This is a genomic window from Actinoplanes sp. NPDC023936 (assembly GCF_040639325.1).
Taxonomy (GTDB): Bacteria; Actinomycetota; Actinomycetes; order Mycobacteriales; family Micromonosporaceae; genus Actinoplanes.
In genome coordinates, this window is sequence record NZ_JBEZZR010000001.1 from 383,248 (window position 1) to 408,172 (window position 24,925).

Here is a 24,925-nt window from a genome sequence, read left to right on the forward strand (position 1 = left end):
ACGTCGTTGTCCGCCGTAATCAGGATTCGGGGGTCTAACCCTTGAGGCTGCCCGTTGTCAGGCCGGACATGATGTTGCGCTGGAAGATCAGGAAGATGATCACCGTCGGGAGCGCGGCGATCACCGACGCGGCGATCACCACGTTCTGCGGGGTGCCGCCGGCGAACGCGTAGATGCCGACGCTGACCGTGCGGGTGTCCGGGTGCGGCATGACCAGCTTCGGCCAGAGGAAGTCCTTCCAGACCGCCGTCACCGCGAAGATCGAGACCACGCCGAGGATCGGCCGGGACATCGGCAGGATGATCGACCACAGGGTGCGCAGCGGTGTGGCGCCGTCCACCATCGCGGCCGCCATGAGGTCGTCCGGGATCGAGTCGAAGAACCGCTTGAGCAGGAAGATGTTGAACGCGTTCGCGACCATCGGCAGCCAGATCGCGAACGGCGAGTCGAGCAGGCTGATGTGCAGGATCGGCAGGTCGATCACCGTGACGTACTGCGGGACGATCAGCACCATCGCCGGGATCATCAGCGTCGCCAGCATCAGGCCGAGGATCGCGTTGCCGAACACCGGCCGCAGCTTCGACAGCGAGTACGCCGCGGCGGTGTCGAGGATCAGCTGGAACAGCACCGCGCCGGCCGCGTAGTAGAACGTGTTGAACAGCAGCTTGCCGAGGGCCAGGTTGGTCCACGCGTCGACGTAGTTCTGCGTCTGCGGGTCCTGCGGCCAGATCGTCGGCGGGGTCTGGGCGATCTCCTGGCCGCTCTTGAACGCGCCGGTGACCATCCAGTACAGCGGCCCGATGAAGACCAGCGTGAACACCAGGACGACGACCGACAGGACGAGCCAGTAGAGGACCCGGCCGCGGCCGCGCCGCAACTGCGCCGGGGAGATCAGTGTGCGGGTCACGAGTTCCTCACTCCTCGGACGAACGGGTGCTCAGCCGCACGTACACGGCGGAGAAGACGGCCAGGACCAGGAGCATGATCACGCCGAGGGCGGCGGCCCCGTTGAGGTCGTTCTGGAAGAAGCCGTGCTGGTAGATGAGGTACACGACCGAGGTGGCCGAGTCCTGGGTGCCGGCGCCGTTGGCCAGGATCAGCGGCTCGATGAAGAGCTGCATGGTCGCGACGATCTGGAGCATCGCGAGCAACGCCAGGATCAGCTTGGTCTGCGGGATCGTGACGTGCCAGATCCGCTTCAGGATCCCGGCGCCGTCCAGCTCGGCGGCCTCGTACAACTCGCCGGGGATGTTCTGCAGGGCCGCCAGATAGATCAGGACGGCGCCGCCCATGTTCATCCAGGTCGACGCGATGACCATGGCCGGCATCGTCATCGTGGGTGACTGCATCCACTCCGACGTGGGCAGGCCCAGCCCGGCGAGGACCGCGTTGAACAGGCCCGCCTCGCTCGGATCGTACGCATAGAACTTGAAGAGGAAGAGGGCCGAGGCCGGGGGCAGCATCACCGGCAGGTAGACCAGCACCCGCAGATAGCCCTTGGCGTGGCGGAACTCGTTGAGCAGGATCGCCACCAGGAACGGCCCCACGAAACCGAGCACCAGCGCCAGGACCGTGAAGTAGGCGGTGTTCTTCCACGCGGTCCAGAAGCTCGGGTCGTTGATGATCCGGATGTAGTTGTCCCAGCCCACCCAGCTGGTCTCGCCGCGGCGGGTGCGCTGGAAGCTCATCACGACGCCGCGGATCATCGGGTACCACATGAAGAGGGCGAAGCAGAGCAGCGCTCCGATCAGGAACGCATGTCCGGTGAGGTTGTCCCGGATCTTGCGCCGGTTCCTCGACGCGGGCGGGGCCACTGCCTGCCGGGGCGGCGCGGGGGCGGTGAGGGTCGCCAAGGGGAGCTCCTGGTCCGAAAAAGCTTCAGCTCGAGAAATCCAGTTCGAAACGGGTGCGGGGGAACGAGCCCCCGCACCCGTCAGGTCAGCTGCCGGCGGCCTGCAGCTGGTTGACCTTCTCCTCGGCGGTCTTGAGCAGCGCGTCGATGTTCGCCTTCGGGTCGGTCAGAACACCGGACATCGCGGAGTCGAGCACCGCGTAGACGGCCTGCGCGTTCCGCGGCTCACCCTTGATCGGAACCGGGGTCGCCTCGAAGAGGGCGAAGTTCGCGGTGTCCAGGTTGGCGTTCGCCTTGCGGAGCTCGAACTCCTGCTTCTGCGCCTCGGTGCCGTTCGCGAAGAGCAGCGGCTGCGGCAGGCCGACCGGGTAGTTCTGCGGCTTGAACCGCACGTAGTCGAGCTGGCCCTTGCCAACCGTCAGCTTCTGGTAGGCGACCCACTTCAGACCGGCCTTGACCTGCTCCGGGGTGAGGCCCTTCTTGAAGAAGTAGCCCTCGCCGCCACCGAGGGTGCCCTTCGCGGCGCCGTCCTGGCCGGGCATCGGCGCCATCGCCCAGTCCTCGAACTTGCCCTGGAACTGGCTGACGATCGCCTGGGTGGCGTCCGGGGCGCCGATGAACATGCCGACCTTGCCGGCGGCGGCGTTTGTCAGCAGGTCCGCCCACTGGAGCAACTGGCGGCTGCCCATGCTGTTGTCCCCGTACCGCATGTCCTTGAGGTTCTGCAGGACCTGCTTGCCCTCCGCGGTGTTGAACGCGGCCTTCTTGCCGTCCTCGGAGAGGACCTGGCCGCCCTGCGAGTAGAGCAGCGAGGTGAAGTGCCAGCCGCCGGTGTTGCCGGCGCTGTACTCCGAGTACCCGGCGATGCCGTCACCCAGCGCGGCGATCTTCTTGGCCGCGGCGCGGACCTCCGGCCAGGTCTTCGGCGGGTTGTTGACGTCCAGGCCGGCCTTCTGGAACAGGACCTTGTTGTAGAGCAGGCCCATCGAATAGTTGTCCACGGGTACGGCGTAGAGCCTGCCGCCGTCCGTGAAGACCTCCTTGAGCGTCGGGTCGACGCTGTCCCAGGTCGGGATGCTCTCCTTGGTCGCGAACTCGGTGATGTCCATGGCCTGACCGGAGTCCAGCACCTGCTGGAGGTCGGTCATGTACCCGTAGAAGACGTCCGTCATGGTGCCGCCGGCCAGTCGGGCCGTGAAGTCCGGCGGGTTGTTGCACTGCTCGCCGACGCTGACGCTCTTGATGACGATGTCGGGGTTGGCCTGCTGGAACGCGGCGACGTCCGCGTTCCAGTTCGCCAGCAGCTCCTTCTGGGCGCCGACCGGCTGACAGTCGACCGTGATGGTGACCTTGCCGGCGGCCTCCGGCCCGTCGTCGTCGCTCTTCGTGGAGCACGCCGTGAGGCTGAGCCCCAGGCCGGCCACGAGCGCCACAGCTCCTAGCTTCCGGTATTGCGGTACGGACATCTGTCCATCCCTTCGGGAACGGGTCTTATCCACGGCCATCGCTTGATCTGCGTGTTTCGTCACCGCGCCCGGGTGCTTCCGGTGGCTGGCTTTCCCGGCGCGGGAGTGAGTGGAGTCACTGTAACGAGGCCAACTTATGTCGGCAAGGTTTCGATAGTGCTCTGCAAAGACACGACTTCGGCGCGGCAGATTTCGACAGCGCAACGTTTTGCCGGGGTTCGGTGAGTTCGACCCCGAGGTCAAAGGCCGGATCGGGTACGAAAAAAGGCCGTCGACCGCTGGAAGCAGTCGACGGCCGTTGCCGTGTCGTGGCTGGTCAGGAACCTTTCGTCAGCGGGCGGGCGCTGGTCCCGTGGAGCCGCGGACCACCAACTCGGGCTCGAAGAGCAACTCGTCGCTGAGCACGCGCGCCTCCTCGATCTGGCTGACCAGGATGTCCACGGCGGCCTGCCCCATCGTCTCGATCGGCTGCCGGACCGTGGTCAGCGGCGGATCGGTGCACGTCATGAACGCCGAGTCGTCGAACCCGATCACCGACACGTCGGCCGGCACGGCACGGCCCAGCCGGCGGGCGGCCCGGATCGCACCGAGGGCGAGCACGTCGCTGGCGCAGATGATGCCGGTGACACCCCGTTCGACCAGCTTGGTGGCGGCGACCCGGGCGCCCTCCATGGAGAAGCTGGAGCGCTCGACGTGAAGCGGCTCCCCTCCCGCGACCTCAATCCCAGCCACGTTGATCCCCGCCGTGTTGATCCCAGCCGCGTTGATCCCGGCTGCTTTGGCTCCGGCCACGTTGATCAGGGCGGCGAGCTTGCGGCTGGACGGGACGTGGCCTTCCGGGCCGAGGACCATGCCGATCCGCTCGTGACCCAGCGAGCGCAGGTGGCCCCACGCCTGCTCGACCGCGACCGCGTCGTCCGTCGACACCCGCGGGAAGCCCAGATCGTCGACGCCCGCGTTCACCAGCACGACCGGCAGGCCGCGCTCGGTCAATCGGCGGTAGTGCTCGTGCGAGGCGTCGGTCAGCGCGTACGACCCGCCGGCGAAGATGACGCCGGAGACCTGGTGGTCCAGCAGCATCTCCACGTAGTCGGACTCGGGCACGCCGCCGATCGTGCGGGCGCAGAGGGCAGGCGTGAAGCCGCGCTGCGCGAGCGAACCGGTGACCACCTCGGCCAGGGCCGGGAAGATCGGGTTCTGCAGCTCGGGCAGCACCAGCCCGACGAGGCGGGCGCGTTCGCCGCGGAGCTTGGTGGGCCGCTCGTAGCCCAGCACGTCGAGTGCGGTGAGCACCGACGTGCGGGTGGCCTCGGAGACGCCGCTGCGCCCGTTGAGCACCCGGCTGACGGTCGCCTCACTGACGCCGGCTTTCTTCGCCACTTCGGCGAGACGTTTGGTCACGACGGAATCCTACGTCAGATCCTTGCAAGAAATGAACAGCGGCAAGCGCTTCGAACGGAGAGGACTTGCCACTCCTTGCAAGCCCGGCACCGAGCCGGCGCCGAGCCGGCACCGAGCCCACACCGGGTCCGGCACCGGGTCCGGCACCGTGAGGTCCGGCGTCGCGGGTTCCGGCACGGAGTGATGTACGGCGCGCTGGATCAGGCAAAACGCCTCCCGGAGGGTGGGCGGGATGGGATGTTTTGAGGCGACGGGTAGAAAGGGGCCGCCACCACATGTCCGACTGGCAGCAGGACGACACCTGGACGACGGGGGACACATCGTCCGGCGGGACGCAGGACTGGTCGTCACCCGCTTCGGCAGCTCAGGACGACTGGTCGGCGAACGCGCAGGACCGGCAGCGCGACTCCGTGCACCGGCTCGCCAACGTCAGCAACGACATGGCAGTGGCCACGCAGGCCGCGGTGCGCGCGGCGGAGACCGCGGTCCAGGTCATCCAGCGGCTCGAGGCGAGCAGCACCGAGATCGGCAAGGTGGTCCAGCTGATCGCGACGATCGCGAAGCAGACCAACCTGCTGGCGTTGAACGCGACGATCGAGGCGGCGCGCGCCGGCGAGTCGGGACGGGGCTTCGCCGTGGTGGCGAGCGAGGTCAAGGACCTGGCGAACGAGACGGCCACCGCGACGAGCGAGATCGGCACCCAGGTCGGCGGCATCCGCAGCGACACCCAGAACGCGGTCTCCGCGATCGAGGAGATGCAGGGCCTGATCGAGGAACTGGACCGCTGCCAGAAGGTGATCAGCGGGATCGTGGTGGAACAACAGGCTGGCTGATTTACGGTGAGCTCTGCCTAGCATCTGCTCACAAGGCGCGGGCACCGCCGAATCTTCGATCCGGCCCCGGCCACCGGGTCGGGCACCGCTGGATCTTCGATCCGGCAGACTTGTCGGCATGGCTAAACGGCGTGTCTCACCCTCCGTGTGTCCGTGCGGCAATACCTCGTACCCCCGTTGTTGTGGTCCTCTCCATGACGGGAAGCCGGCGGCGGACCCGGAAGCTCTGATGCGCTCGCGCTTCAGCGCGTATGCGCTGGGCCGCACCGACTACGTCGTCCGCACCTGGCACCCGGAGACACGCCCGAGCGATCCGGCGGAGCTCGCCGACGATCCCGGCCTGCGATGGGTACGCCTCGAGGTGCTCGGCACGTCCGGCGGTGGCATGTTCGACGCGGAGGGGACCGTCGAGTTCCGCGCGCACTACCGCGAGGGCGGCAAGCCCGGTGTGATGCAGGAGAAGAGCCGATTCGTGCGCTCCGAGGGACAGTGGGTTTACTGGGGCCCACTGCCTCTGTAGATCACAATCTCCTGCAATGGGGCAGGAAAGGAGAGCACCATGCCGGCTCAGAGGCCACTCGAGGACGGGATCGTCCAGGACTTCAAGGTCAACCTCTCGTACGGGGAGTACCTGCGCCTGGACGCGGTTCTCACCGCACAGCGCCTGGTCAGCGTCCCGGAGCACCACGACGAGCTGCTCTTCATCATCCAGCACCAGACGTCCGAGCTCTGGCTTAAACTGGTCATCCACGAGCTGCGTGCCGTGCAGCAGCAACTGGCCAAGGACGAACTGCGCCCGGCGCTCAAGGGGCTGGCCCGGGTCAAGCACATCCAGCGCACCCTCACCGAGCAGTGGTCGGTGCTGGCCACCCTGACCCCGAGCGAGTACGCCGAGTTCCGCAGCTTCCTCGGCACCTCCTCGGGCTTCCAGTCGTACCAGTACCGGGCGATCGAGTTCCTGCTCGGCAACAAGGACCGCCGGATGCTGAAGATCTTCGACGACCAGCCGGAGGCGCGGGCCCTGCTGGAGGACGCGCTCGCGACGCCCAGCGTCTACGACGAGTTCCTGCAGTTCCTGGCGCGGCGCGGCCACCCGGTGCCGGGCGAGGTCCTGCGGCGGGATGTCACCGAACCCTGGGAGTACCAGCCGACGCTCCTGCCGGTCTTCCAGGAGATCTACGAGAAGGCCGAGCAGAACTGGGACGTCTACGAGGCGTGTGAGGAGCTCGTCGACCTGGAGGAGAACTTCCAGTTCTGGCGGTTCCGGCACCTCAAGACGGTGGAACGGACGATCGGGTTCAAACGCGGCACCGGTGGTTCGAGCGGGGTCTCGTTCCTGAAGGCGGCTCTCGATTTGACATTCTTCCCTGAGCTTTACGCCGTCCGTACCGAGATCGCCGTCCCGTCCTGAACCGCCGTCCCGTCCTGAACCGCCGTCCCTCCTGAACCGCCGTCCCTTCCTAGATCTTTCTCCTGTTCGCTAGATCGGAGCCCCCGTTGAGCGATCTGCTCTCCCGCGCCGCGGCCCTGGACGCGGCCGACCCGCTCGCGTCGTTCCGGGACCGCTTCCTCACCGCGCCCGCCTCTGACCTGCTCTCCTACCTGGACGGGAACTCGCTGGGCCGGCCCCTGGAGGCGACCGCCCGGCTGATGGACGAGTTCATCCGGGAGCAGTGGGGCGGCCGGCTCATCCGCGGCTGGACCGACGGCTGGCTGGATTGGCCACTGACTCTCGGGGACCGTCTCGGGGCGATCGCCCTCGGCGCGGCGGCCGGGCAGACCGTGATCGCCGACTCGACCACGGTGCTGATCTACAAGCTGGCGCGGGCCGCCGTCGACGCCCGGCCGGGTCGCAGGCGGGTCGTGCTCGACACCGACAACTTCCCCACCGACCGGTACGTCCTGGAGGGCATCGCCGCCGAACGAGGCCTCGAACTGGTCTGGATCTCCACGGACCCGGTCACCGGCGTGCACCCGGCGCAGGTCGCCGAGGTGGTCGACGAGCGAACCGCGCTGGTGCTGTTCAGCCACGTCGCCTACCGGTCGGGCTGGCTCGCCGACATTCCGGAGATCAACCGGATCGCCCACGAGGCCGGCGCGCTGACCATGTGGGACCTGTGTCATTCGGCCGGCTCGGTGCCGGTCTCGCTCGACGAGTGGGGCGTGGACCTCGCGGTCGGGTGCACGTACAAGTACCTGAACGGCGGGCCCGGCGCGCCGGCCTTCGCCTACCTGCGGCGCGAGCTGCAGGACGAGCTGCGTCAGCCGATCACGGGCTGGATGGGACACCGCGCGGCCTTCGAGATGGGGCACGGCCACGAGCCGGCCCCGGGGGTACGGGCACTGCTCAGCGGCACCCCGCCGATCCTCGCGATGGTCCCGCTCCACGCGAACCTGGACATGCTCGCCGAGGCCGGCATCGAGGCGGTCCGCGCCAAGTCGCTGCTGCTCACCGGTTATGTGCTGGACCTCGCGGACGCGCTGCTCGCCGGTCACGGCGTCGAGGTGGTCAGCCCGCGCGACCCGGCGCGGCGAGGTGGGCACGTGACGTTGAGGCGGCCCGGGTTCGAGCAGTTCCTGGAACCGTTGTGGGACAGCGGGGTGATCCCGGACTACCGCCGCCCGGATGGCCTGCGCATCGGTCCGGCGCCGTTGAGCACCAGCTTCACCGAGGTGCATCAGGGGTTGTCGGTCCTGCGCGACCTGCTGGAGAAGCACCAGTGAGCAACGCACCGTCTCCCGGCACGGCTGTGTCTGGCGCTGGGGGCGCGGCTGCCGGTGCGGGCGGCTGCTGCGGCGGGGCTTCCGGTGGCGGATGCGCTGCCGCGGCTCTGCGGAGCGCCTGCTCAGCGCCGGGCGACGGGACGCCGGGCGACGGGACGCCGGTGGTGCGCTGGCTGGTGGCCGACTCGATCTGGTGGGGTGGCCGGCTGCGGAAGGGCGCCGCGCTGCGCATCGCCGAGAACGGAGTGATCAAGCCCGTTCCGGCCGAGCTCGCGCCACTGGCCGGGACGCGCCGCTTCCCCGGAACACTCCTTCCCGGCCTGGTCGACGCGCACGCGCACTCGGCGCTGGTCGATCTCGGAGCGGTCCGGGCCGGTGGCATCGGGTCGGTCTGGGACCTGGGCGGCGTACCCACCGAAGTGCGAGATCTCGCGGCACGGGCCCGGCAGCCGGGGTCCCAGCTGCCGCGGATCCGCTATGCCGGACCGTTTTTGATCGCCCCCGGCGGCTATCCGAGCGACCGCTCGTGGGCCCCCGCCGGCAGCTGGCGGGAGATCACCTCACCGGCGGACGCGGCAGTGGCCGTGGCCGAGGCGGCGTCGTCCGGCGCCGGCCTGATCAAGGTGACCGCGCACGCCGGAGGCCCGATGCTGCCGCCGGAGGAGATGCGGGCGCTGGTCGAGGCCGCGCACGAGTCCGGCCTGGAGGTCGTCGTGCACGCCGAAGGCCCCGGAACGGTCGCCGCCGCCCTGGCCGCCGGAGCCGACATGCTGGCGCATACACCCTGGTCGGAGCTGCTCGACGACGCTCTGGTGCGGGACTGCGCCGCACGCATGCGCTGGATCAGCACGCTCGACATCCACGGATGGGGAGACCCCGACCCGGCGCGCGAGATCGCCGTCGCCAACGCGCGGCGCTTCATCGGGTACGGGGGAACCGTCCGTTACGGAACCGACCTCGGCAACGGCCCACTACCCGCCGGCGTCAACACTCGTGAGATCCGCGCCCTCCGGGAGGTGGGCTTGGATCCTCACGCGATCCTCTCCGCCATGACCGAAAGCGGCAGCAGCGTGACCGAAAGCGGCAGCAGCGTGACCGAAAGCGGCAGCAGTGAGCTGAGCTGGGTGCCGGGCGGCCTGAACCTCGACCCGGAAGCATTCCCCGACTCCCTGGCGACAGCGCGAGTGCTCGACGACTCCGTGCGCCCCCGTTAGAGAGCGCACAGCGGGCCGCTGGAGCCGGTGGTCAGAGCGTCACGGCTGTTCCGGTCGTGGCGCTCTGGCGGGCCGCGTCGAGGACCTCCATGGCGCGGATCGAGTCCCACGGGTCGACCGGCAGCGGGCCCTCGCCGAGGACCGCCGCGGCGACCGCCGGGTAGAACGTGTCCCAGCGGCCCCGGGCGCTCTCCACCGGCGCACCGGTCGAGCCGCGGAACAGGTGGCCCCAGCGGTGCTCCGGCTCGACGCCCCAGCGGTCGCCCAGCTTCGCCGGGGACTTGCCGTCCTTCAGCAGGGTCTCCTGGTAGTCCAGGTCCGGCGAGATGAAGGTGCCGGCCGTGCCGGTCACCCGGAAGCGCGGACCCGGTCCGGCCTGCCGCCAGCTGCCCCACAGGTGCGACTCGACGCCGCTCGCGTGGTGCAGCGCCACGAAGAAGTCGTCGTCGCGGGGCTCGCCACGCATCTCCGCGTACACCCGGGTGGCCGGGCCGTGCAGCTGCAGCGCCTGGTCCACCAGGTGCGAGCCGAAGTCGAGCAGGGTGCCGCCACCGGCCGCGGGCGGCTCACGGTCCGGCGCCCAGCGCTCCATTCGTGACTCGAAGCGGCGGATCTCGCCGAGCGAGCCGTTCTCGATCAGGCGGCGGATGGTGAGCAGGTCGGAGTCCCAGCGCCGGTTCTGGTAGACGGTGAGAAGCACGCCCGCCTCCTCGGCGGACGTGACGACCTTGCGGGCCGCGGCCGCGTCCAGGGCGAACGGCTTGTCGACGACCACGGCCAAGCCGGCCGCGATGGCCTCGGCGGCCAGGGCGGCGTGGGTCGCTGCCGGGGTGGAGATCGCCACGGCCTGGACGCCGTCGGCGGCCAGCGCGGCGATGGAGTCGTACGCCGAAACGCCCGGAAGCTGCTCGGCGATCTGCGCCCGGCGCTCCTCCGAGGTCGTCACCACGCCGACGAAGTCGATGTTCTGCGCCGAGGCGATCAGAGGCGCGTGGAACACCCGTCCGCCGGTGCCGTAGCCGACCAGCCCGAACTTAACCCGCTCGATCATGTCCGGAAGTTTTTCACATCCGTTGCCGTCCTGTTGCACATGATCTTCGTCGTTACGTGTGATGCACGCCCCATTACTCTCCGATGTATCGGATTCCCCGGCACGATGCTGTACGGATGGCGCACACCGCACCCGGCGATCTAGTGAAACGGCAGGTCCGGCCCTGTCGGATGGATGACGAGGACGACCAGTCGGGCTTCTCGGCGATGTTCAATCGAACCCATGGAACCCGCTCAGAAGGAACGGACCCCGTTCGCCGACATCGACGGCTTGCCGGCCTCGATGTCCGCGATGGTTCTCGATGCGCTGACCGAAATGGGCCGTCATCCCGAGATCCGGCGGGTTCGCCGTGTCGCGTTCGAGGCGCTGTGCCCGCAGCCGGGCCAGCGGCTGCTGGACGCGGGCTCCGGCGCGGGTGAGGTCGCTCGCCAACTGGCCGGCGAGGTCGCCCGCCAGCCGGCCGGCGAGACGCAGCCGACGGGTGGGGTGGTCGCCCTCGACCACTCCGCGTCGATCACCGCTGCCGCCGTCTCCCGGCACGACGGCAGCGACGTGCGCTACGTGACCGGCGACGTCTGCGCCATGGACCTGCCGTCGGACAGCTTCGACGGCGTGTGGTGCGAGCGGGTCCTCCAGCACGTCGACAGCGCCGAGGGGGCGATCGCCGAGCTGATCCGGGTGACCCGTCCCGGGGGGCGGATCTGCTTGATCGACACGGACTGGTCGTCGCTCGCCTTCGACGGGATGCCGTCGGGCCTGGGCGAGGTGGTGATGGCCCACGTCCGGGGCAACTTCACGCCGAAACAGCACGACATGGGGCGTACGCTGCGGCGCCGTCTCGTGGCGAACGGGTTGACCGGCATCACCGCGACGCCGGTGACGTGCCTGTTCACCAGCCCGGAGTCGGCCGCCGTGGTGCTTCCGATGGTCAACCCGCGGGTGCCGGAGGAGAGCTGGGCCACCCCGCCCGGCCTGCGTGACGAATGGCTCGCGTGCGTCGACGCGGCCGGGGCGAGCGGCACTTTCCTGGCCGTCCTCACCATCTGGGTGGTGGCGGGGACGGTTCCGGGATAGATCTTCAGCTGTTCGGGATCTTTCAGCTGTTCGGGATCTTTCAGCTGATCGGGACCATTCAGCTGACGGGGACCATGCGGTGCAGGAGCCGGTCCAGCGGCAAGCTGGCGAACGCGATCCGCACGTCGCTCGACGCGTAAGGCATCCAGAACCGCCCGTCGTGGACGAGCCCGCCGCAGGAGTAGAGCACGTTCGGCACGTACCCCTCCCGTTCGATCTCGTCCGGGTCGATCAGGCCCTGCGGCAGGTCCGCGAGCACGCGCGACGGGTCCTCCAGGTCGAGCAGCATGGCGCCGATCGCGTACCGGCGCATCGGCCCGACGCCGTGCGTGAGCACCAGCCATCCGGCCTCGGTCTCGACCGGTGAGCCGCAGTTGCCGACCTGGATCAGGTCCCAGCCCCGGTGCGGGACGAGGAGCGGGCCGGCCGGCTGCCAGCGGTGCTTCTCGTCGCGGACGGCCAGGCCGAGGGTCTCGCCGTCGGACCGGCAGAGCGCCATCTTCCTGCCGTTGATGTAGCGCGGGAACAGCGCCATGCCCTTGTTCCGGGCGGCCGGGCCGTGCAGCGCGGTGACCTCGAAGTGCCGCAGGTCCCGGCTGTAGATCACGCGCCCGGAGATGTTGAACCCGTCGTACGCGGTGTAGGTCGCCTGATACGCCGGCCGCCCGTCCGGATCGATCACCTGGACGAACCGGGCGTCCTCCATGCCCCGGCTCTCGCTCGGGGTGGCCGGCCACAGCACCCGCTGGTGCAGCGGCATCGTGGCCGGGAACGTGACGGCGTAGTCGTCCGTCACGATCCGCCGGATCAGGTCCAGCGTCTTCGGGGTGGTCGGCCGGGCCAGGATCTCGGGCGGCAGGTGGCTGAGAATGTCCTCGAAAACCTGGTCGTCGAATCGGTCCGGGAGCGCGCCGAGGACGTACGCGGAGGCCTCGTTGTCGATGTCCCCGTCGCCGAGCGCCGCGAAGAGCTGGTGTTTCATGTGTTTGGCGCCGACCCGATGGCCGATCGCGAGCGGGCCGTCCCGCTCCTCGAGCCGGATCGCCGCCCCCGGCCCGAGGATGACGCTGCAGAAGCCGATGGACGAGATGTGTCCCTCGCCGATCTGCCGGAGGCTGAGGGCCGCCCGCATCTCGCCGGGCGCGAGGTCCGCCTGGTCGGGGTGCGGGACGATCGACGGGTTGCAGAGGGCCGCGGCCTCGACCGAGAACTCGTGGCTGAAGTACGCCCCGATCAGCGTCCGCGCCGCCGGTGACAACTCGATCTCCGGTGGGACGCGGTGCTGCACGACCTCGTAGTGGTGCTGGAACGTGGCGAGGATGTCGTGATGCCGCCCGGCGAAACGGTTCAGCACGTCGTCCAGCAACGTGTTGATGTCGCTCTCGTCGAGTTGCAGCACGCGTTCGATCAGGCATGAGGTGCGGTTGTGGGTGGCGTGCGCGTCCTCGCCGGGGACGAACAGCTTGATCACTACACGGCGGCCGTCCGGCGCCATGGTGATGTTGTGACGGGTGATGTCTTGCGTATTCACGGTTGCGGTCACGCTAGGCCGCCTGACGGTCGGGTCGCGCTCCGGCTCGTCAGCCTGCGAGCATGCTGCAGCGTGGAGACGAGCGCGAGGGTTGATTCGGCTCCTTGGTTCAGATTAGGACCATCAACCGTCAATCCGTCATAACAACCAGAAGTCTCGCTGTCCCACATCACCGTTCCGGTGTCGTTGTCGCCGAGGAACCAGGCGATCGCCTGGAACAGCGGCGCGTCCCAGCCTTCGTCGCCGGTGACCGCCGCGGCGGTGGCGCAGGCGTCGGCGGTGGCCGCCGCCTCGACCGGCTGCTGATCGAGCGCGCCCGACGTGCGCGAGTCGGAGACCAGCTGCGGAGCGGCGTCGGGGATCCGGTTCCGGTGTTCCCCGGCACGCCAGCCACAGACCGGGACGGTGGAGAGGTGACCGCGATGCTCCTGCGCCCGGCAGAGCCAGGCCAGCATCCGCAGGCCGTCGGTGAGCAGCCCCTCGTCGCCGAGGAGATCACCGGCGGCGATCGCCACCTCGGCGAGGGCCGGGTTCGCGTACGTCAGTTCCCGTTCCGGCCAGACCCAGCCCGGATCGGATCCGGGCAGCCCGATCACCGTGGCCGCGTCGCCGAGCAACTGGGCGGCCTCCCGGTCGCGCGGATCGGCGCGCAGCACCTCGGCGGCGCCGAGCCCGGCGAACGCCATCGCCCGGGGCCAGGGCGACCGGCAGCGCACGCCCTGACGGAACGCGTTCGCCGCCTCCCGCCGCAGCCAGGGGCTGCGGGCCCGGGCCGCCGCGGTGCCGAGTCCCCAGAGGGCCCGGCCCCACCAGTCGCCCAGCGAGGGCTCGTCCTGCCATCGGCGGTCGTAGCTCATCCGGTTGCGGAAGCCCCCGGCCGCGCCCTGGGCGTGGGTGAGGAACGTCAGGTATCGCTCGGCCAGCCGGGTCAGTTCCGGCGTCGGCCGGGGTTCGCGCGCGGCCACCAGCAGGCCGCGCGACACGTCGTCCACGCAGTAGCCGTGCTCACGCCGGGGTATCGCGTTGCGGGCGTGTTCGAGCAGGCCGGTGTCGTCGGAGAGCCGGAACAGGTGGTCCCAGCGAGGTTCGGGCACGTCACGGAGCTGGATGGGCGGCGGGAGCAGCCGCAACGCCACGCTCATGCCGAGATCGTCCGGGCCGGCACGTTCCCCGCAGGCATGTTCCCGGCCGGCATGTTCCCGGCCGGCATCGTCCCGGTGGTGATCGGCCCGCTGGTGATCGGGCCGGCGGCGAATGGCCGCCGATCGGCGAGCAGGCGTGCGGCGAGCGCCTGGTATCGGGCGGCCACGGCGGGCCAGCGCAGCGTCGGGCCGCCGGCCAGGCCGGTGAGCCGCCCGGGCAGGCCCGGCTCGGCCAGAACCCGCCGGATGGCCATGGCCATCGCTTCCGGGTCCTGATGCGGCACGAGCAGGCCCGGACCGTCCGCGAGAAGCTCGACCGCGTGCGGGAACTCCGTCGCCACCACCGGGATCCCGGCCGCCACCGCCTCGATGAGCACGCCGGAGGTGACCTGCTCGGTGGAGTCGTAGGGCAGCACGACAGCGTCGGCCGAGCAGATCAGCCGGGACAGGTCGTCGGGTTTCAGATAGACGTCGGACCAGCGGACGCAGTCCGCGACGCCGCGTTCCTCGGCGAGGGCCTTGAGCGAGTCCCGGTACTGGTCGCCCTGCTGTTCGAGGACCTTCGGATGGGTACGCCCGGCGACCGTGTAGATCGGGCGGGGTTCGATGTCGTCGAGGAAGGCGAGCGCCCGGATCGCCCACTCGATGCCCTTGCCCGGACCGAGCAGCCCCCAGGTGAGCAGGTGCGGCCGCTCGTTGCCGGTACTCTCCGGGGTGACGGCGTTGTGGCTGCCCGCCCCGTGCGGGATCACTGTCACCTTGCGGGCGTCCACGTCGTAGCGGCCGACCAGCCGGGTGCGTGCGGTGTCGGTCATGGTCACCACCGCGTCGGCGGTGCCGGCGATCTCCTCGAGAACCGTCCGTTGCAGCTGGTCCGGCTGGGTCAGCACGGTGTGCAGGACGACGATCGCCGGGATCCGCAGCGCGCGCAGCACCGGCAGGATCTCCGCGCCGGCGTCGCCGGGATAAATGCCGTACTCGTGCTGGATGATCGCGACGCCGAACCGGTTCAGGGCGGTGGCGGCGGCCACCCACCCGCCGGGCCGGTCGGTGTGCCAGGTGTGCACCACCCGGGGGGCGGACCGGTCGAGTGCGATCCCGCCACTGGTGTTGTCACTGGCGAGCAGCCGCACGACGCCGGAGCCGGAGTTCGGCTCCGCGACGAGGTGGGTCGCAAGTGCCGCATTGAACGTCGCCAAACCGCATTGGGTTGGGGGATATGTGCTCAAAAACCCGTATGTCGCAGGCATGACAGGCCTTTCTCCTCGGCCGGCTGCCTCCCCGCAGCACGGACTCAGCGCGCGCGGGCACGGTGCCGTTCAGGCACGGTTCGTTTGTTCGCCGCGCGAGAACTGCGCTGACCCCGACCGGGCCGATACCACCCCCGGCACCAACCGCCAGGAAAAGGGCCCGTTTAACGCGCAATTCACATTGCGACGTTAACAAGAGTCTGGTATTCAACTGACGATTTTTCGGTAAATCGCCAGGTACTCCTCGACCATGCGCTCGGCCGAGAACCGCTGCCGCGCCCGCGCCGAGCAGGCCGCCCGATCGATCTCCGCGATCCGGTCGACAGCGGCCACCGCCTCGTCCACCGTCTCCACGAGGAATCCCGTGACACCCTCGTCGACCACTTCGGGCATAGACCCTTTCCGGTACGCGACGACGGGCGTCCCGCAGGCCATCGACTCCACCACCGAGAGGCCGAAGGGCTCGGCGAACCGGATCGGATGCAACAGCGCCGCACCGGAACCGAGGATCGTGCCCCGCTCCTCCGGGCCCACCGAACCCAGATAGACGACCCGCTCACCGTCGATCAGGGGCTCCACGCTTTCGGCGAAGTAATCGTGGTCCTGCACGATTCCGCACATGACCAGTCGCCGTCCGGCGCGCCGGGCGATCTCGATGGCGATATCGGTTCCTTTGTCGGGATGGATCCGGCCGAAGAGGATGAGATCCCGCCCGCCGTCCGGATGGAACGGCAATCCGCTGAGGTCGACGCCGTGATGAACGGTCGCCAGGTATTCCAGGTCGGGAGAACGGTCGCTGTCGGAGATGGAGACGAAGTGTGCCGGGTTGTCCCGGCGAGCCTGGGCCCGCCGGTACGCCGGAAGGATGTTCGGCCCGGAGAAGCCGTGGACGGTGGTGAGCAGCGGGGCCCGGCAGTGCGCCGAGAACGCGAGGGGCAGCCAGTCCAGATGATTGTGGATCAGGTCGAACTCGCCGGATCGGGCGAGCGCGTGACTGACGTGGATCGCCTCCCACACCCGGCCGTCGATGCTGTCGCTCTCCTCATACCCGGTCGGGACCACGCCGTCGAGGGTCGCCTTCGTCACCGAGTCGAGCGTGGCGAAGAGGGTGACGTCCACGCCGCGGGCGGCGAGGCCCTCGGTGAGCAGGCTGGTGATCAGCTCCCAGGGGCCGTAGTGCAGCGGTGGCGTGCGCCAGGCGATCGGCCCCAACATGGCAACCTTCATGACAAATCGCGTTTTCCGGTCGTAACCACGTCGTCAGTATGCACGTCAGGTATGAACCTCGTTCTCGTGTTAGAGAAGAGCCATGAGCGATTCGGTGTCGAAGAGTGACTGGTGGAAGAAGGCTGTCGTCTACCAGATCTATCCGCGGAGCTTCGCGGATTCCGACGGTGACGGCATGGGCGACCTGCGGGGCGTCATCAACCACCTCGACTACCTGGCCGACCTCGGCGTCGGGGTGCTCTGGCTGTCACCGATCTATCCGTCGCCGCAGGACGACAACGGGTATGACATCAGCGATTACCAGAACATCGAGCCGCTCTTCGGCGACCTGGACACCTTCGACGAGCTGCTGGCCGGCGCGCACGCCCGGGGCATGAAGCTGATCATGGACTTGGTGGTGAACCACAGCTCCGACGAGCACCAGTGGTTCCTGGAGAGCCGGTCGTCGAAGGACAGCCCGAAGCGGGACTGGTACTGGTGGCGGCCCGCCCGTCCCGGCATGGAGCCGGGCACGCCGGGCGCCGAGCCGACCAACTGGGGTTCCGTCTTCGGCGGCCCGGCGTGGGAGTTCGACGAGAAGACCGGCGAGTACTACCTGCACCTCTTCTCCAGGAAGCAGCCCGACCTCAACTGGGAGAACCCGGAGGTGCGCCAGGCCGTCTACGCCATGATGCGCTGGTGGCTGGACCGGGGTGTGGACGGCTTCCGGATGGACGTCATCAACATGATCTCCAAGGTGGTCGGCCCGGACGGCTCCCTGCCCGACGGGCGGATGAGCGTCGGCGCCGCGTACGCGGACGGCTCCGACTCCTTCGTCGGCGGCCCCCGCCTGCACGAGTTCCTCCAGGAGATGCACCGCGAGGTGTTCGCCGGCCGGGAGGGCCTGCTGACCGTCGCCGAGACGCCCGGCGTCACCGTGGAGCAGGCCCGCTTGCACACCGACCCGGAACGGCACGAGGTCGACATGGTCTTCCAGTTCGACCACGTGTGGGTCGACCGGGGGCCGGATCCGTGGCTCCTGGTGCCGCTGCGGCTGACCAACCTCAAGGCGATCTTCGGCCGCTGGCAGGCCGGGCTCGCCGACCTGGGCTGGAACAGCCTCTACTGGAACAACCACGACCAGCCGCGCGCGGTCTCCCGGTACGGCGACGACAGCCCGCGGTACCGGGTCGCCTCCGCCAAGATGCTCGGCGCGGTGCTCCACCTGCACCGCGGCACGCCCTACGTCTACCAGGGCGAAGAGCTCGGCATGACGAACTTCCCGTTCGCCGGGATCGAGGACTTCCGCGACATCGAGGCGCTCGGCCAGTACCGGCAGGCGCTTGACCTGGAGGGCCGCAGCCCGGAGGAGGTGCTGACGGTGCTGCGCGCGCGGGGGCGGGACAACGCGCGTACCCCGATGCAGTGGGACGACTCGCCGCACGCCGGCTTCACGACCGGGACGCCGTGGCTGGCGGTCAACCCCAACCACCGGGAGATCAACGCCGTGGCCGCGCAGGCCGACCCGGACTCGGTGTTCCACTGGTACCGCCGGCTGATCCAGCTGCGGAAGACCGAACCGGTCGTGGCCGACGGCGACTTCACCATGCTGCTGCCGAACGACGAGCGCCTGTACGCGTTCACCCGCGCCCTGGGCGGCACCGAGCTCCTGGTGATCGGCAACTTCTCCGGCGAGCGGGTCCGGGCCGAGATCGACGACGCGGAGGCCTGGTCGGCGGCCGAGCTGGTGCTCAACAATCTGCCCGGCACGCCGGCCGACCTGACCCTGGACCCGTGGCAGGTCCTCGTCTACAAGCGCACCCGCTAGCCGGCCGTGATGGTGTCCCAGGAGTATCCGAGCAGGGCGAACGCCGCGCCGAGCAGCGCCAGGCTGACGCCGCGCGTGGCGATCGGAAGCGCCGCCAGGACGAGAAGGATGACGGCGATGATGTAGAAAAGGCCCTGGATCGACATGATTGCTCCTTGATGTGGGGGATTTAGGGGCGGCGTCCGCTTACCCCCGCATCGAGGCGCGCTAAACAACGGCCGTCGTGAGGTTCAGTCGCGCGGGCCGCGGGGTACTCCGCCGGCATGAGCAGTCACGTGGTGCGCTCCGGACGGCATGTCTCCCCCTGGCTCGCGCTGGCCGGCTTCGGCGCGGCCGTGGCGGTGGCGGCCCTGATCGGTGGCCTCGGCGTGGCGGGGACCGCCGGTGAGTACCAGAGCCTCGACCGCCCGTCGTGGGCGCCGCCGTCCTCGGTGTTCGGCCCCGTCTGGACGGTCCTCTACGCGATGATCGCGGTGAGTGGCTGGCTGGTGTGGCGTCGTACCGGCTGGTCATCGGCGCTGAACTGGTATGCCGCGCAGCTCGTGCTGAACGCGCTCTGGACGCCGATCTTCTTCGGCGCCGGGCAGTACGGCCTGGCCCTGATCGACATCGCGGTGCTCTGGGTGCTGATCGGGGTGACGGTCTGGAAGTTCCGGCCGGTCTCCACTGTCGCGGCCGGCCTGCTGCTGCCGTACTGGCTCTGGGTCACCTACGCGACGGCGCTGAACGCCGCGATCTGGTCGGCCAACTGACCCACCTCCGAGGTAAAAAGCCGAGCTTTTTTCACAGAACTCCCCACGCGTCACTCGGCACACCGGCAAGGTGGCACATGGTCACCGGTACATCCCGAAATGACCCCTTCCGCCGGTGGCCGGGGGAGTCTCCATGCGCCGCAACCGGCCCGTCTGTCGTCTGCTCACGGCCCTGGTCGCCGGTACCCCGGCGATAGCTCTGGCTGTCTCAAGCCTGGCTGTCTCAAGCCTGGCATTCCCGGGACTGGCATTCCCGGGGCTGGCACCGGCGCGGATTCACCCTGACGGCCCGGTGCTGCAGACGTTCCCGATGACCGAGGGCATGCGCCTGGCGAGCCGCAGGACCGGACAAAACCGGTGGCAGGGGTACGCGGAACTGCCGCCCCGGCACACCGAGCCGTTCAGCCTGGTCGGCGTGACGTGGTCGGATCCCCGGGCGGCCGGTGACGGCCGGATCGAGGTGCGGACGCGAACCGCGGGAACGGACCGGTGGACGCCGTGGCAGCTCCTCGAGACCGACAACCCGGACGCGTCCGGCGGGACCGAGGGATCGCGGGGCGCCAGCGATCCCCTCTGGGTCGGCCCGTCCGACGGGGTGCAGGCGCGGATGGCCGGGAAGCGGCTCCCGGACGGCCTGCGAGTCGACCTGATCAACCCCGACGCAACGGTGGAACAGCAGGCGCCGGTGCTGGAGACAGTTGGCCTGGAGACAGTTGGCCTGGAGACAGTTGGCCTGGAGACAGCCGGCCTGGAGGCCGGTGCGCGCAACCCGAAGCTGCCGCCCCGGCCGGTGCCGAGGATCGTCACCCGGGCGGGCTGGGGCGCCAACGAGGCGATCGTCAAAGGCACGCCGTCCTACACCGGCGGGATCGAGGTCGTCTTCGTGCACCACACCGCGAGCGGCAACGGCTACACCTGCGGGCAGTCGGCGAGCATCGTCCGGGGCATCGAGGCGTACCAGGTGCGGAGCAAGGGCTGGAACGACATCGGCTACAACTTCCTGGTCGACAAGTGCGGCAGCATCTTCGAGGGACGCCGGGGCGGGGTGCACCGGTCCGTGCTGGGCGCGCACACCCTCGGCTTCAACAGCAACGCCAGCGCGATCGCCGTGATCGGCGACTTCCGTGCCACCGGCGTCCCGGCCGCGGCGCGAGCCTCGGTGGCCCAGGTCGCCGCGTACAAGCTGGGCGCCTGGGGGAGCCCACCGGCGGGCCGGGTCTCGTACGTCTCCGGTGGCAGCAACAAGTACCCGGCCGGGCGGACGGCGATCCTCAGCCGGATCTCCGGGCACCGCGACGCCGGATCCACCGAGTGCCCGGGCAACGGCCTGTACGCCCAGCTGCCGTCGATCCGGACACTCGCCGGGGGCGCCCCGATCGGGCTGCGGTACCAGGAGCTCGGCGGCGCCAGCGCGTACGCGGGGAAGTTCTACACCCGTGGCCTGGTGCGGCCGCTCTGGACGCTCTCCACGCCCAGCCGGATGATGGACCGCTTCGAGGTGTGGCTGGACGGCCGGCTCTTCGCCGCCGCGCCCGCCGGGAACCGGCTGTCTCGTCTCCAGCTGCCGGCCGGCGAGCACACCGTCGCGGTCAAGGGCGTGCACCTGTCCGGGCGCACCGCGATCACCAGCGCACGGATCCTCGCCGACCCGGTGCCGCCGGAATTCGCGGCCGAGCCCCAGGTGTCCCTGCGGACCGGCGCGGTGACCGAAACCGGCGTGCCGGTGCGGCTCAGCTGGGCGGCCGCCGACGACAACGGGCTGCGGTCGGTGCGGGTGACCGGCACCGGGCGCGGGGTCCTGGGCGCGGATGCGGAGAGTTTCGACTCGGCGGCCACTCTCGGGGAGGCCGGATCGTGGACCGTCACGGCGGCCGACCGTGCCGGGAACACCCGGAGCGCTTCGGTCGCCCGTACCCTCGTAGTCGTCCCGGAGGCCGGCGCCCAGCGGACCGGAACCTGGCGCACCCTGCGCGACGCCGGCCACCTCGGCAGCGAAGCTGCCGCCTCAGCGGGCCGGGGCGCGGCGCTGACCTGGACTTTCACCGGCCGGTCGGCCGCGCTGATGGCCGGGCGCACCGCCACCTCGGGACGCGTCCGGGTCTATCTCGACGGGCGCGACCAGGGTGTCGTGGATCTGCGGTCGGCGACCGCGCGGTACCGGCAGGCGGTCTGGACCCGGATGTGGCCGGACAGCGGCACACACACCGTGAAGGTCGTGGTGGAGACCGGCTCGGCGATGCTGGACGGGCTCACCTACCTGAGGTGAACGGGTTCTCCACGCGCTCCCAGGAGCGGCCGGTGGGCAGGACCGTGCGCAGGCCCTGGTACCACTGGAAGGCCATCTTGCGGTAGCCGAGCTCGTCCGGGTGCACGCCGTCCACGGTGTCCGACGCCGGGATCACCGACATGTCGACGAGCGTGACGTTTCCCGGGCGGCGGGCCGCGGCCTTGGTCAGCGCCGCGTTGAAGGAGCGGAACTCCTTCGCGTGCTTGCCCCGCACGACGAGCAGCTTCGCCAGCACGATCCGGACCTCCGGGTCGGCCGCGATCATGCGGTCGATCAGGTCGTTCAGCCGCTTCGGGGCGCCGGCGGCCTGGTGGCGCAGCAGGTCGTTGGTGCCGATGTCGAGGAGCACGACCTGCGGGCGGAACTTCGTCATCCAGTAGCTCGCGTGCCGGGTCAGCCACGCGATCCGCCAGCCGGGGTGACCCTCGTGGCCGGTGTCCGCGCCGGAGCCGTTGCTCTGCGACCCGACGAAGTCGGCGTGGACACCGGAGAGCGCGAGCCAGGTGAAGAGCGAGTCCCGGTAACCGTTCTCGGACTTGTCACCCTTGCCGAAGGTGAGGCTGTCGCCGAGCGGCATGATCCGGATCGGGGCGCCGGGGACCTGCCGGATGGTCTGCTGGACGGCGCTCGCCGGGATCATCGCGGGATTGGCCGCCACCGCCGTCTGTGGGTTGGACGCCTGTGGGTTGGCCGCCTGTGGGTTGGCCGCCTGCGGCGCGGAGACGGCGATGCCGGCCGCCATCACCGCGGCGGCGAACAGCGGGGCGGGACCGTGGCCGATGAGGCGGTTCAGCAGGCGCATGCCCGGCGATTCGACGTCCACCGCCGGGCACTGAGCGCGTGCTCCCCACCCGCACCCCGGGAAACCTGCCTGCTACTCGCCGGTTCTTCAGTCGACTGTCAGGACCACTTTGCCCCGGCCGTGCCGGGACTCCACCACGGCGTGCGCCTCCGCCACCCGCTCCCACCCGAACGCCCGGATCGGCATCCGCAGGCCCGGCAGTGCCACCACCTCGGCGAGCCGGTGCGGCGACCGGCCGGCCCGCACCACCCTCGTACCGTGCTCGGCCGCGGCCTTGTCGTCCACGATCGTGCCGACCCGATCCGGCAGGACGCCCAGCCGCACCGACTGGGCGATCGCCTCGCCGCCTGCGGCGTCGAGAGCGACGGTCGGCGTCAGGCCGGTGGCACGAACCGCTTCGATCAAGCCCGGTCCGTACGGGACCGGCACGGCCCCGAGCTCACGCAGATACTCGTGGTTCCCCGGACTGGCCGTCCCGATCACCGTGGCGCCGGCCCGGACGGCCAGCTGGGTGGCGATCGTGCCGACGCTGCCGGCTGCCGCGTGCACGAGCAGCACGTCGCCCGTCGTGACCGCGAGCTCGATCAGGGCGCCGCTCGCCGTCTGCGACGCCGCGACCAGGCCGGCCGCGGCCGGGAAGTCGAGGTGGCCGGGTTTGAGCACGACGTTCTCGGCCGGGACCGTGACGTATTCGGCGACGGCGTTGAGCATGGTCGAGCCGAGAACCGGGGTCCCCGGCGCTATCTCGCCGCTGATGACCACACCTGCGTATTCCTGGCCGATCTGCTGAGGAAATCGGGCCTGGATCCACGGCATCTGGCCGGCCCGCGCCGCCACGTCGAACGGCTGCACCCCGGCGGCGTGCACCTTGATCAGGACCTCGCCCGGCCCGGGCTCCGGATCGGGCAGGTCGGCGAAGCGCAGAACGTCGGGCGGACCGTACCGGTCGAAGACGACAGCTCTCATGTCAGCACCCTGCAAGCTGAACTCATGTTGAGGTCAAGCGTTCTGCACGCGGACTTCTCCACGCTGAGGGCATGACTGCTGAAGCACTGGGCGAACGCCTGTTCGGCGCCATGATCGGCGCCCTGGAACTCTGCACCGTCGAGGTCGGCCGGGAACTCGGCCTCTACGCCGCTCTGCGGGACGGCCCGCTCACCCCGGCGGAGCTGGCGAAGGCCGCCGGCATCGACGAACGGTACGCCCGGGAATGGCTGGAACAGCAGGCCGCCGCCGGTTTCCTGACCCCCGGCTTCGCGCTCGGGCCGGGCGCCGCCGAGGTGCTGCTCGACGAGGGTGGCACCGCCTACGCGGGCGCGGCCGGCCAGTTCGTCGTCGGGGTGGCCCTGCTGACCCCGTCGGTGATCGAGGCGTTCCGGACCGGCGCGGGCGTGCCCTACTCCGCGTACGCGCATGTCCGGCACGGCATCGCGGGCTTCAACCGGCCGATGTTCGAGCACCTGCTCACCACGGCGTGGCTGCCGGCCGTACCGGAGATCGAATCCCGTCTGCGGGAGGCCGCTCCGGGCGCTCGGGTGCTCGACCTCGGCTGCGGGATGGGGTACTCGTCGGTGGCGCTGGCACTGGCCTACCCGTCGATCACCGTACGCGGCGCCGACCTCGACGAACACTCGATCACGGCAGCCCGCGAGGTGGCCGCCGCCGCGGGCGTCGCCGACCGGGTCAGCTTCACCGTCGCCGACGCCGCGGCGGTGACCGGGGACTACGACCTGATCACCCTCTTCGAGGCGCTGCACGACATGGGCGACCCGGTGGGGGTGCTGCGCAACGCCCGCACCCTGCTCCGCCCCGGCGGCAGCGTCCTGATCGCCGACGAACGGGTCGCCGACGAGTTCACCGCCCCGGCCGGCGAGGTGGAACGGTTGCAGTACGCGTTCAGCGTGCTGCACTGCCTGCCCGCCACCCGAGCCGAGAACCCGGTGATCGCCAACGGCACGATCCTGCGCGCGCCCACGCTCCTGGGGTGGGCTCGGGAGGCCGGCTTCCCGTCCCCGGCCGTCCTCGACATCGACAACGACTTCTGGCGCTTCTACCAACTGCGCCGGGGGTACGAGCAGGAACCCGGTGTGGCCGGCTGACGTGCGATGTCATGCGGCCTGACGGTGATCTCGGGTTGGTCCGCTGAACGGCGGGTCCGGTCGGTCGTGCCCCGCCGGGCCTGTCACGGTTGGGCGGCAGTATGTATTTATCGTATTTATCGTGACGGATCGCTCTCGGTGTCGACCGTGGTTACCTGCTTGGGCTACGGCTCGGTTGTGCGAGCCGTAGCGGAGACCGGTTATCCGTGCGGCGGTTGCCTGTCTGGGCGACGGCTCGCGGGCCCGAGCCGTACCTGGTGCAGGCTAAACGGCGTGGTTGCCTGTCTGGGCGACGGCTCGTGGTCGTGAGCCGTAGCTGGTGCAGGCTAAACGGCGTGGTTGCCTGTCTGGGCGACGGCTCGTGGTCGTGAGCCGTAGCTGGTGCAGGCTAAACGGCGTGGTTGCCTGTCTGT

22 protein-coding genes are annotated in these 24,925 nt (G+C 69.8%); 10 read left to right on the plus strand and 12 right to left on the minus strand.

Going from position 1 to position 24,925, the window contains the following annotated elements; all coding sequences use genetic code 11:
* Positions 1 to 34 precede the first annotated feature (34 nt).
* The 4 genes from AB0F72_RS01655 to AB0F72_RS01670 all read right to left on the minus strand — a co-directional run bounded on the left by AB0F72_RS01655 (position 35) and on the right by AB0F72_RS01670 (position 4,719).
* Positions 35 to 907: a carbohydrate ABC transporter permease gene (locus tag AB0F72_RS01655; protein WP_360423401.1), complete on the minus strand. Its 873-nt coding sequence runs from the start codon at positions 905 to 907 to the stop codon at positions 35 to 37.
* A gap of 7 nt (positions 908 to 914) precedes the next feature.
* On the minus strand, positions 915 to 1,814 hold the full coding sequence (locus AB0F72_RS01660; RefSeq protein ID WP_360423815.1) for a sugar ABC transporter permease: 900 nt from the start codon (positions 1,812 to 1,814) through the stop codon (positions 915 to 917).
* 124 nt (positions 1,815 to 1,938) lie between these two features.
* The gene (locus tag AB0F72_RS01665) at positions 1,939 to 3,285 is read right to left on the minus strand and encodes a sugar ABC transporter substrate-binding protein (RefSeq protein WP_360423404.1); all 1,347 of its coding nucleotides are present in this window, start codon (positions 3,283 to 3,285) and stop codon (positions 1,939 to 1,941) included.
* 363 nt (positions 3,286 to 3,648) lie between these two features.
* A complete protein-coding gene (locus AB0F72_RS01670; RefSeq protein WP_360423407.1) occupies positions 3,649 to 4,719 on the minus strand; it encodes a LacI family DNA-binding transcriptional regulator in 1,071 nt (356 codons plus the stop codon).
* Between the two features lie 275 nt (positions 4,720 to 4,994).
* Here AB0F72_RS01670 and AB0F72_RS01675 point away from each other — a divergent pair, with 275 nt between their 5' ends.
* The 5 genes from AB0F72_RS01675 to AB0F72_RS01695 all read left to right on the plus strand — a co-directional run bounded on the left by AB0F72_RS01675 (position 4,995) and on the right by AB0F72_RS01695 (position 9,490).
* The gene (locus tag AB0F72_RS01675) at positions 4,995 to 5,552 is read left to right on the plus strand and encodes a methyl-accepting chemotaxis protein (protein ID WP_360423411.1); all 558 of its coding nucleotides are present in this window, start codon (positions 4,995 to 4,997) and stop codon (positions 5,550 to 5,552) included.
* Positions 5,553 to 5,670: 118 nt separating this feature from the next.
* On the plus strand, positions 5,671 to 6,072 hold the full coding sequence (locus AB0F72_RS01680; protein WP_360423414.1) for a YchJ family metal-binding protein: 402 nt from the start codon (positions 5,671 to 5,673) through the stop codon (positions 6,070 to 6,072).
* Between the two features lie 39 nt (positions 6,073 to 6,111).
* Entirely contained in the window at positions 6,112 to 6,963 is an 852-nt protein-coding gene (kynA, locus tag AB0F72_RS01685) for a tryptophan 2,3-dioxygenase (protein ID WP_360423417.1), read from the plus strand.
* A gap of 86 nt (positions 6,964 to 7,049) precedes the next feature.
* Positions 7,050 to 8,276 carry a kynureninase gene (gene kynU / locus AB0F72_RS01690; protein ID WP_360423420.1) on the plus strand — a complete coding sequence of 409 codons (1,227 nt, stop codon included), beginning with the start codon at positions 7,050 to 7,052 and terminating at the stop codon, positions 8,274 to 8,276.
* A 161-nt stretch (positions 8,277 to 8,437) separates the two neighbouring features.
* Positions 8,438 to 9,490: an amidohydrolase family protein gene (locus AB0F72_RS01695; protein WP_360423423.1), complete on the plus strand. Its 1,053-nt coding sequence runs from the start codon at positions 8,438 to 8,440 to the stop codon at positions 9,488 to 9,490.
* A gap of 31 nt (positions 9,491 to 9,521) precedes the next feature.
* On the opposite strand, the gene AB0F72_RS01700 is transcribed toward AB0F72_RS01695, so the two are convergent.
* Positions 9,522 to 10,541, minus strand: a complete 1,020-nt coding sequence (locus AB0F72_RS01700) for a Gfo/Idh/MocA family oxidoreductase (RefSeq protein WP_360423426.1) — start codon at positions 10,539 to 10,541, stop codon at positions 9,522 to 9,524.
* Between the two features lie 222 nt (positions 10,542 to 10,763).
* On the opposite strand from AB0F72_RS01700, the gene AB0F72_RS01705 reads away from it, so the two are divergent.
* Entirely contained in the window at positions 10,764 to 11,615 is an 852-nt protein-coding gene (locus AB0F72_RS01705) for a methyltransferase domain-containing protein (protein ID WP_360423429.1), read from the plus strand.
* A gap of 58 nt (positions 11,616 to 11,673) precedes the next feature.
* On the opposite strand, the gene AB0F72_RS01710 is transcribed toward AB0F72_RS01705, so the two are convergent.
* The 4 genes from AB0F72_RS01710 to AB0F72_RS01725 all read right to left on the minus strand — a co-directional run bounded on the left by AB0F72_RS01710 (position 11,674) and on the right by AB0F72_RS01725 (position 16,765).
* A complete protein-coding gene (locus AB0F72_RS01710; protein WP_360423818.1) occupies positions 11,674 to 13,110 on the minus strand; it encodes a glycoside hydrolase family 130 protein in 1,437 nt (478 codons plus the stop codon).
* Between the two features lie 44 nt (positions 13,111 to 13,154).
* Positions 13,155 to 14,288, minus strand: coding sequence for a glycosyltransferase (locus AB0F72_RS01715; RefSeq protein ID WP_360423432.1), 1,134 nt, complete (start codon positions 14,286 to 14,288; stop codon positions 13,155 to 13,157).
* The gene (locus AB0F72_RS01720) at positions 14,285 to 15,538 is read right to left on the minus strand and encodes a glycosyltransferase (RefSeq protein WP_360423435.1); all 1,254 of its coding nucleotides are present in this window, start codon (positions 15,536 to 15,538) and stop codon (positions 14,285 to 14,287) included. The genes AB0F72_RS01715 and AB0F72_RS01720 overlap by 4 nt, the downstream gene beginning before the upstream one ends.
* A gap of 207 nt (positions 15,539 to 15,745) precedes the next feature.
* On the minus strand, positions 15,746 to 16,765 hold the full coding sequence (locus tag AB0F72_RS01725) for a glycosyltransferase family 4 protein (protein ID WP_360423438.1): 1,020 nt from the start codon (positions 16,763 to 16,765) through the stop codon (positions 15,746 to 15,748).
* Positions 16,766 to 16,847: 82 nt separating this feature from the next.
* Here AB0F72_RS01725 and AB0F72_RS01730 point away from each other — a divergent pair, with 82 nt between their 5' ends.
* On the plus strand, positions 16,848 to 18,572 hold the full coding sequence (locus AB0F72_RS01730; protein WP_360423441.1) for an alpha-glucosidase: 1,725 nt from the start codon (positions 16,848 to 16,850) through the stop codon (positions 18,570 to 18,572).
* On the opposite strand, the gene AB0F72_RS01735 is transcribed toward AB0F72_RS01730, so the two are convergent.
* The gene (locus AB0F72_RS01735) at positions 18,569 to 18,718 is read right to left on the minus strand and encodes a hypothetical protein (protein WP_014446680.1); all 150 of its coding nucleotides are present in this window, start codon (positions 18,716 to 18,718) and stop codon (positions 18,569 to 18,571) included. The two genes, AB0F72_RS01730 and AB0F72_RS01735, sit on opposite strands and share 4 nt — an antisense overlap.
* A gap of 117 nt (positions 18,719 to 18,835) precedes the next feature.
* Between AB0F72_RS01735 and AB0F72_RS01740 the strand changes: the two genes are divergently transcribed.
* On the plus strand, positions 18,836 to 19,324 hold the full coding sequence (locus AB0F72_RS01740; protein ID WP_360423445.1) for a TspO/MBR family protein: 489 nt from the start codon (positions 18,836 to 18,838) through the stop codon (positions 19,322 to 19,324).
* Between the two features lie 292 nt (positions 19,325 to 19,616).
* On the plus strand, positions 19,617 to 21,590 hold the full coding sequence (locus AB0F72_RS01745) for an N-acetylmuramoyl-L-alanine amidase (RefSeq protein WP_360423448.1): 1,974 nt from the start codon (positions 19,617 to 19,619) through the stop codon (positions 21,588 to 21,590).
* On the opposite strand, the gene AB0F72_RS01750 is transcribed toward AB0F72_RS01745, so the two are convergent.
* The gene (locus AB0F72_RS01750) at positions 21,574 to 22,413 is read right to left on the minus strand and encodes an SGNH/GDSL hydrolase family protein (protein WP_360423450.1); all 840 of its coding nucleotides are present in this window, start codon (positions 22,411 to 22,413) and stop codon (positions 21,574 to 21,576) included. The genes AB0F72_RS01745 and AB0F72_RS01750 overlap by 17 nt on opposite strands.
* A gap of 87 nt (positions 22,414 to 22,500) precedes the next feature.
* Positions 22,501 to 23,379, minus strand: a complete 879-nt coding sequence (locus AB0F72_RS01755; RefSeq protein ID WP_360423451.1) for an NADP-dependent oxidoreductase — start codon at positions 23,377 to 23,379, stop codon at positions 22,501 to 22,503.
* 71 nt (positions 23,380 to 23,450) lie between these two features.
* On the opposite strand from AB0F72_RS01755, the gene AB0F72_RS01760 reads away from it, so the two are divergent.
* Positions 23,451 to 24,512: a methyltransferase domain-containing protein gene (locus tag AB0F72_RS01760; RefSeq protein ID WP_360423454.1), complete on the plus strand. Its 1,062-nt coding sequence runs from the start codon at positions 23,451 to 23,453 to the stop codon at positions 24,510 to 24,512.
* The last annotated feature ends 413 nt before the right edge of the window (positions 24,513 to 24,925 follow it).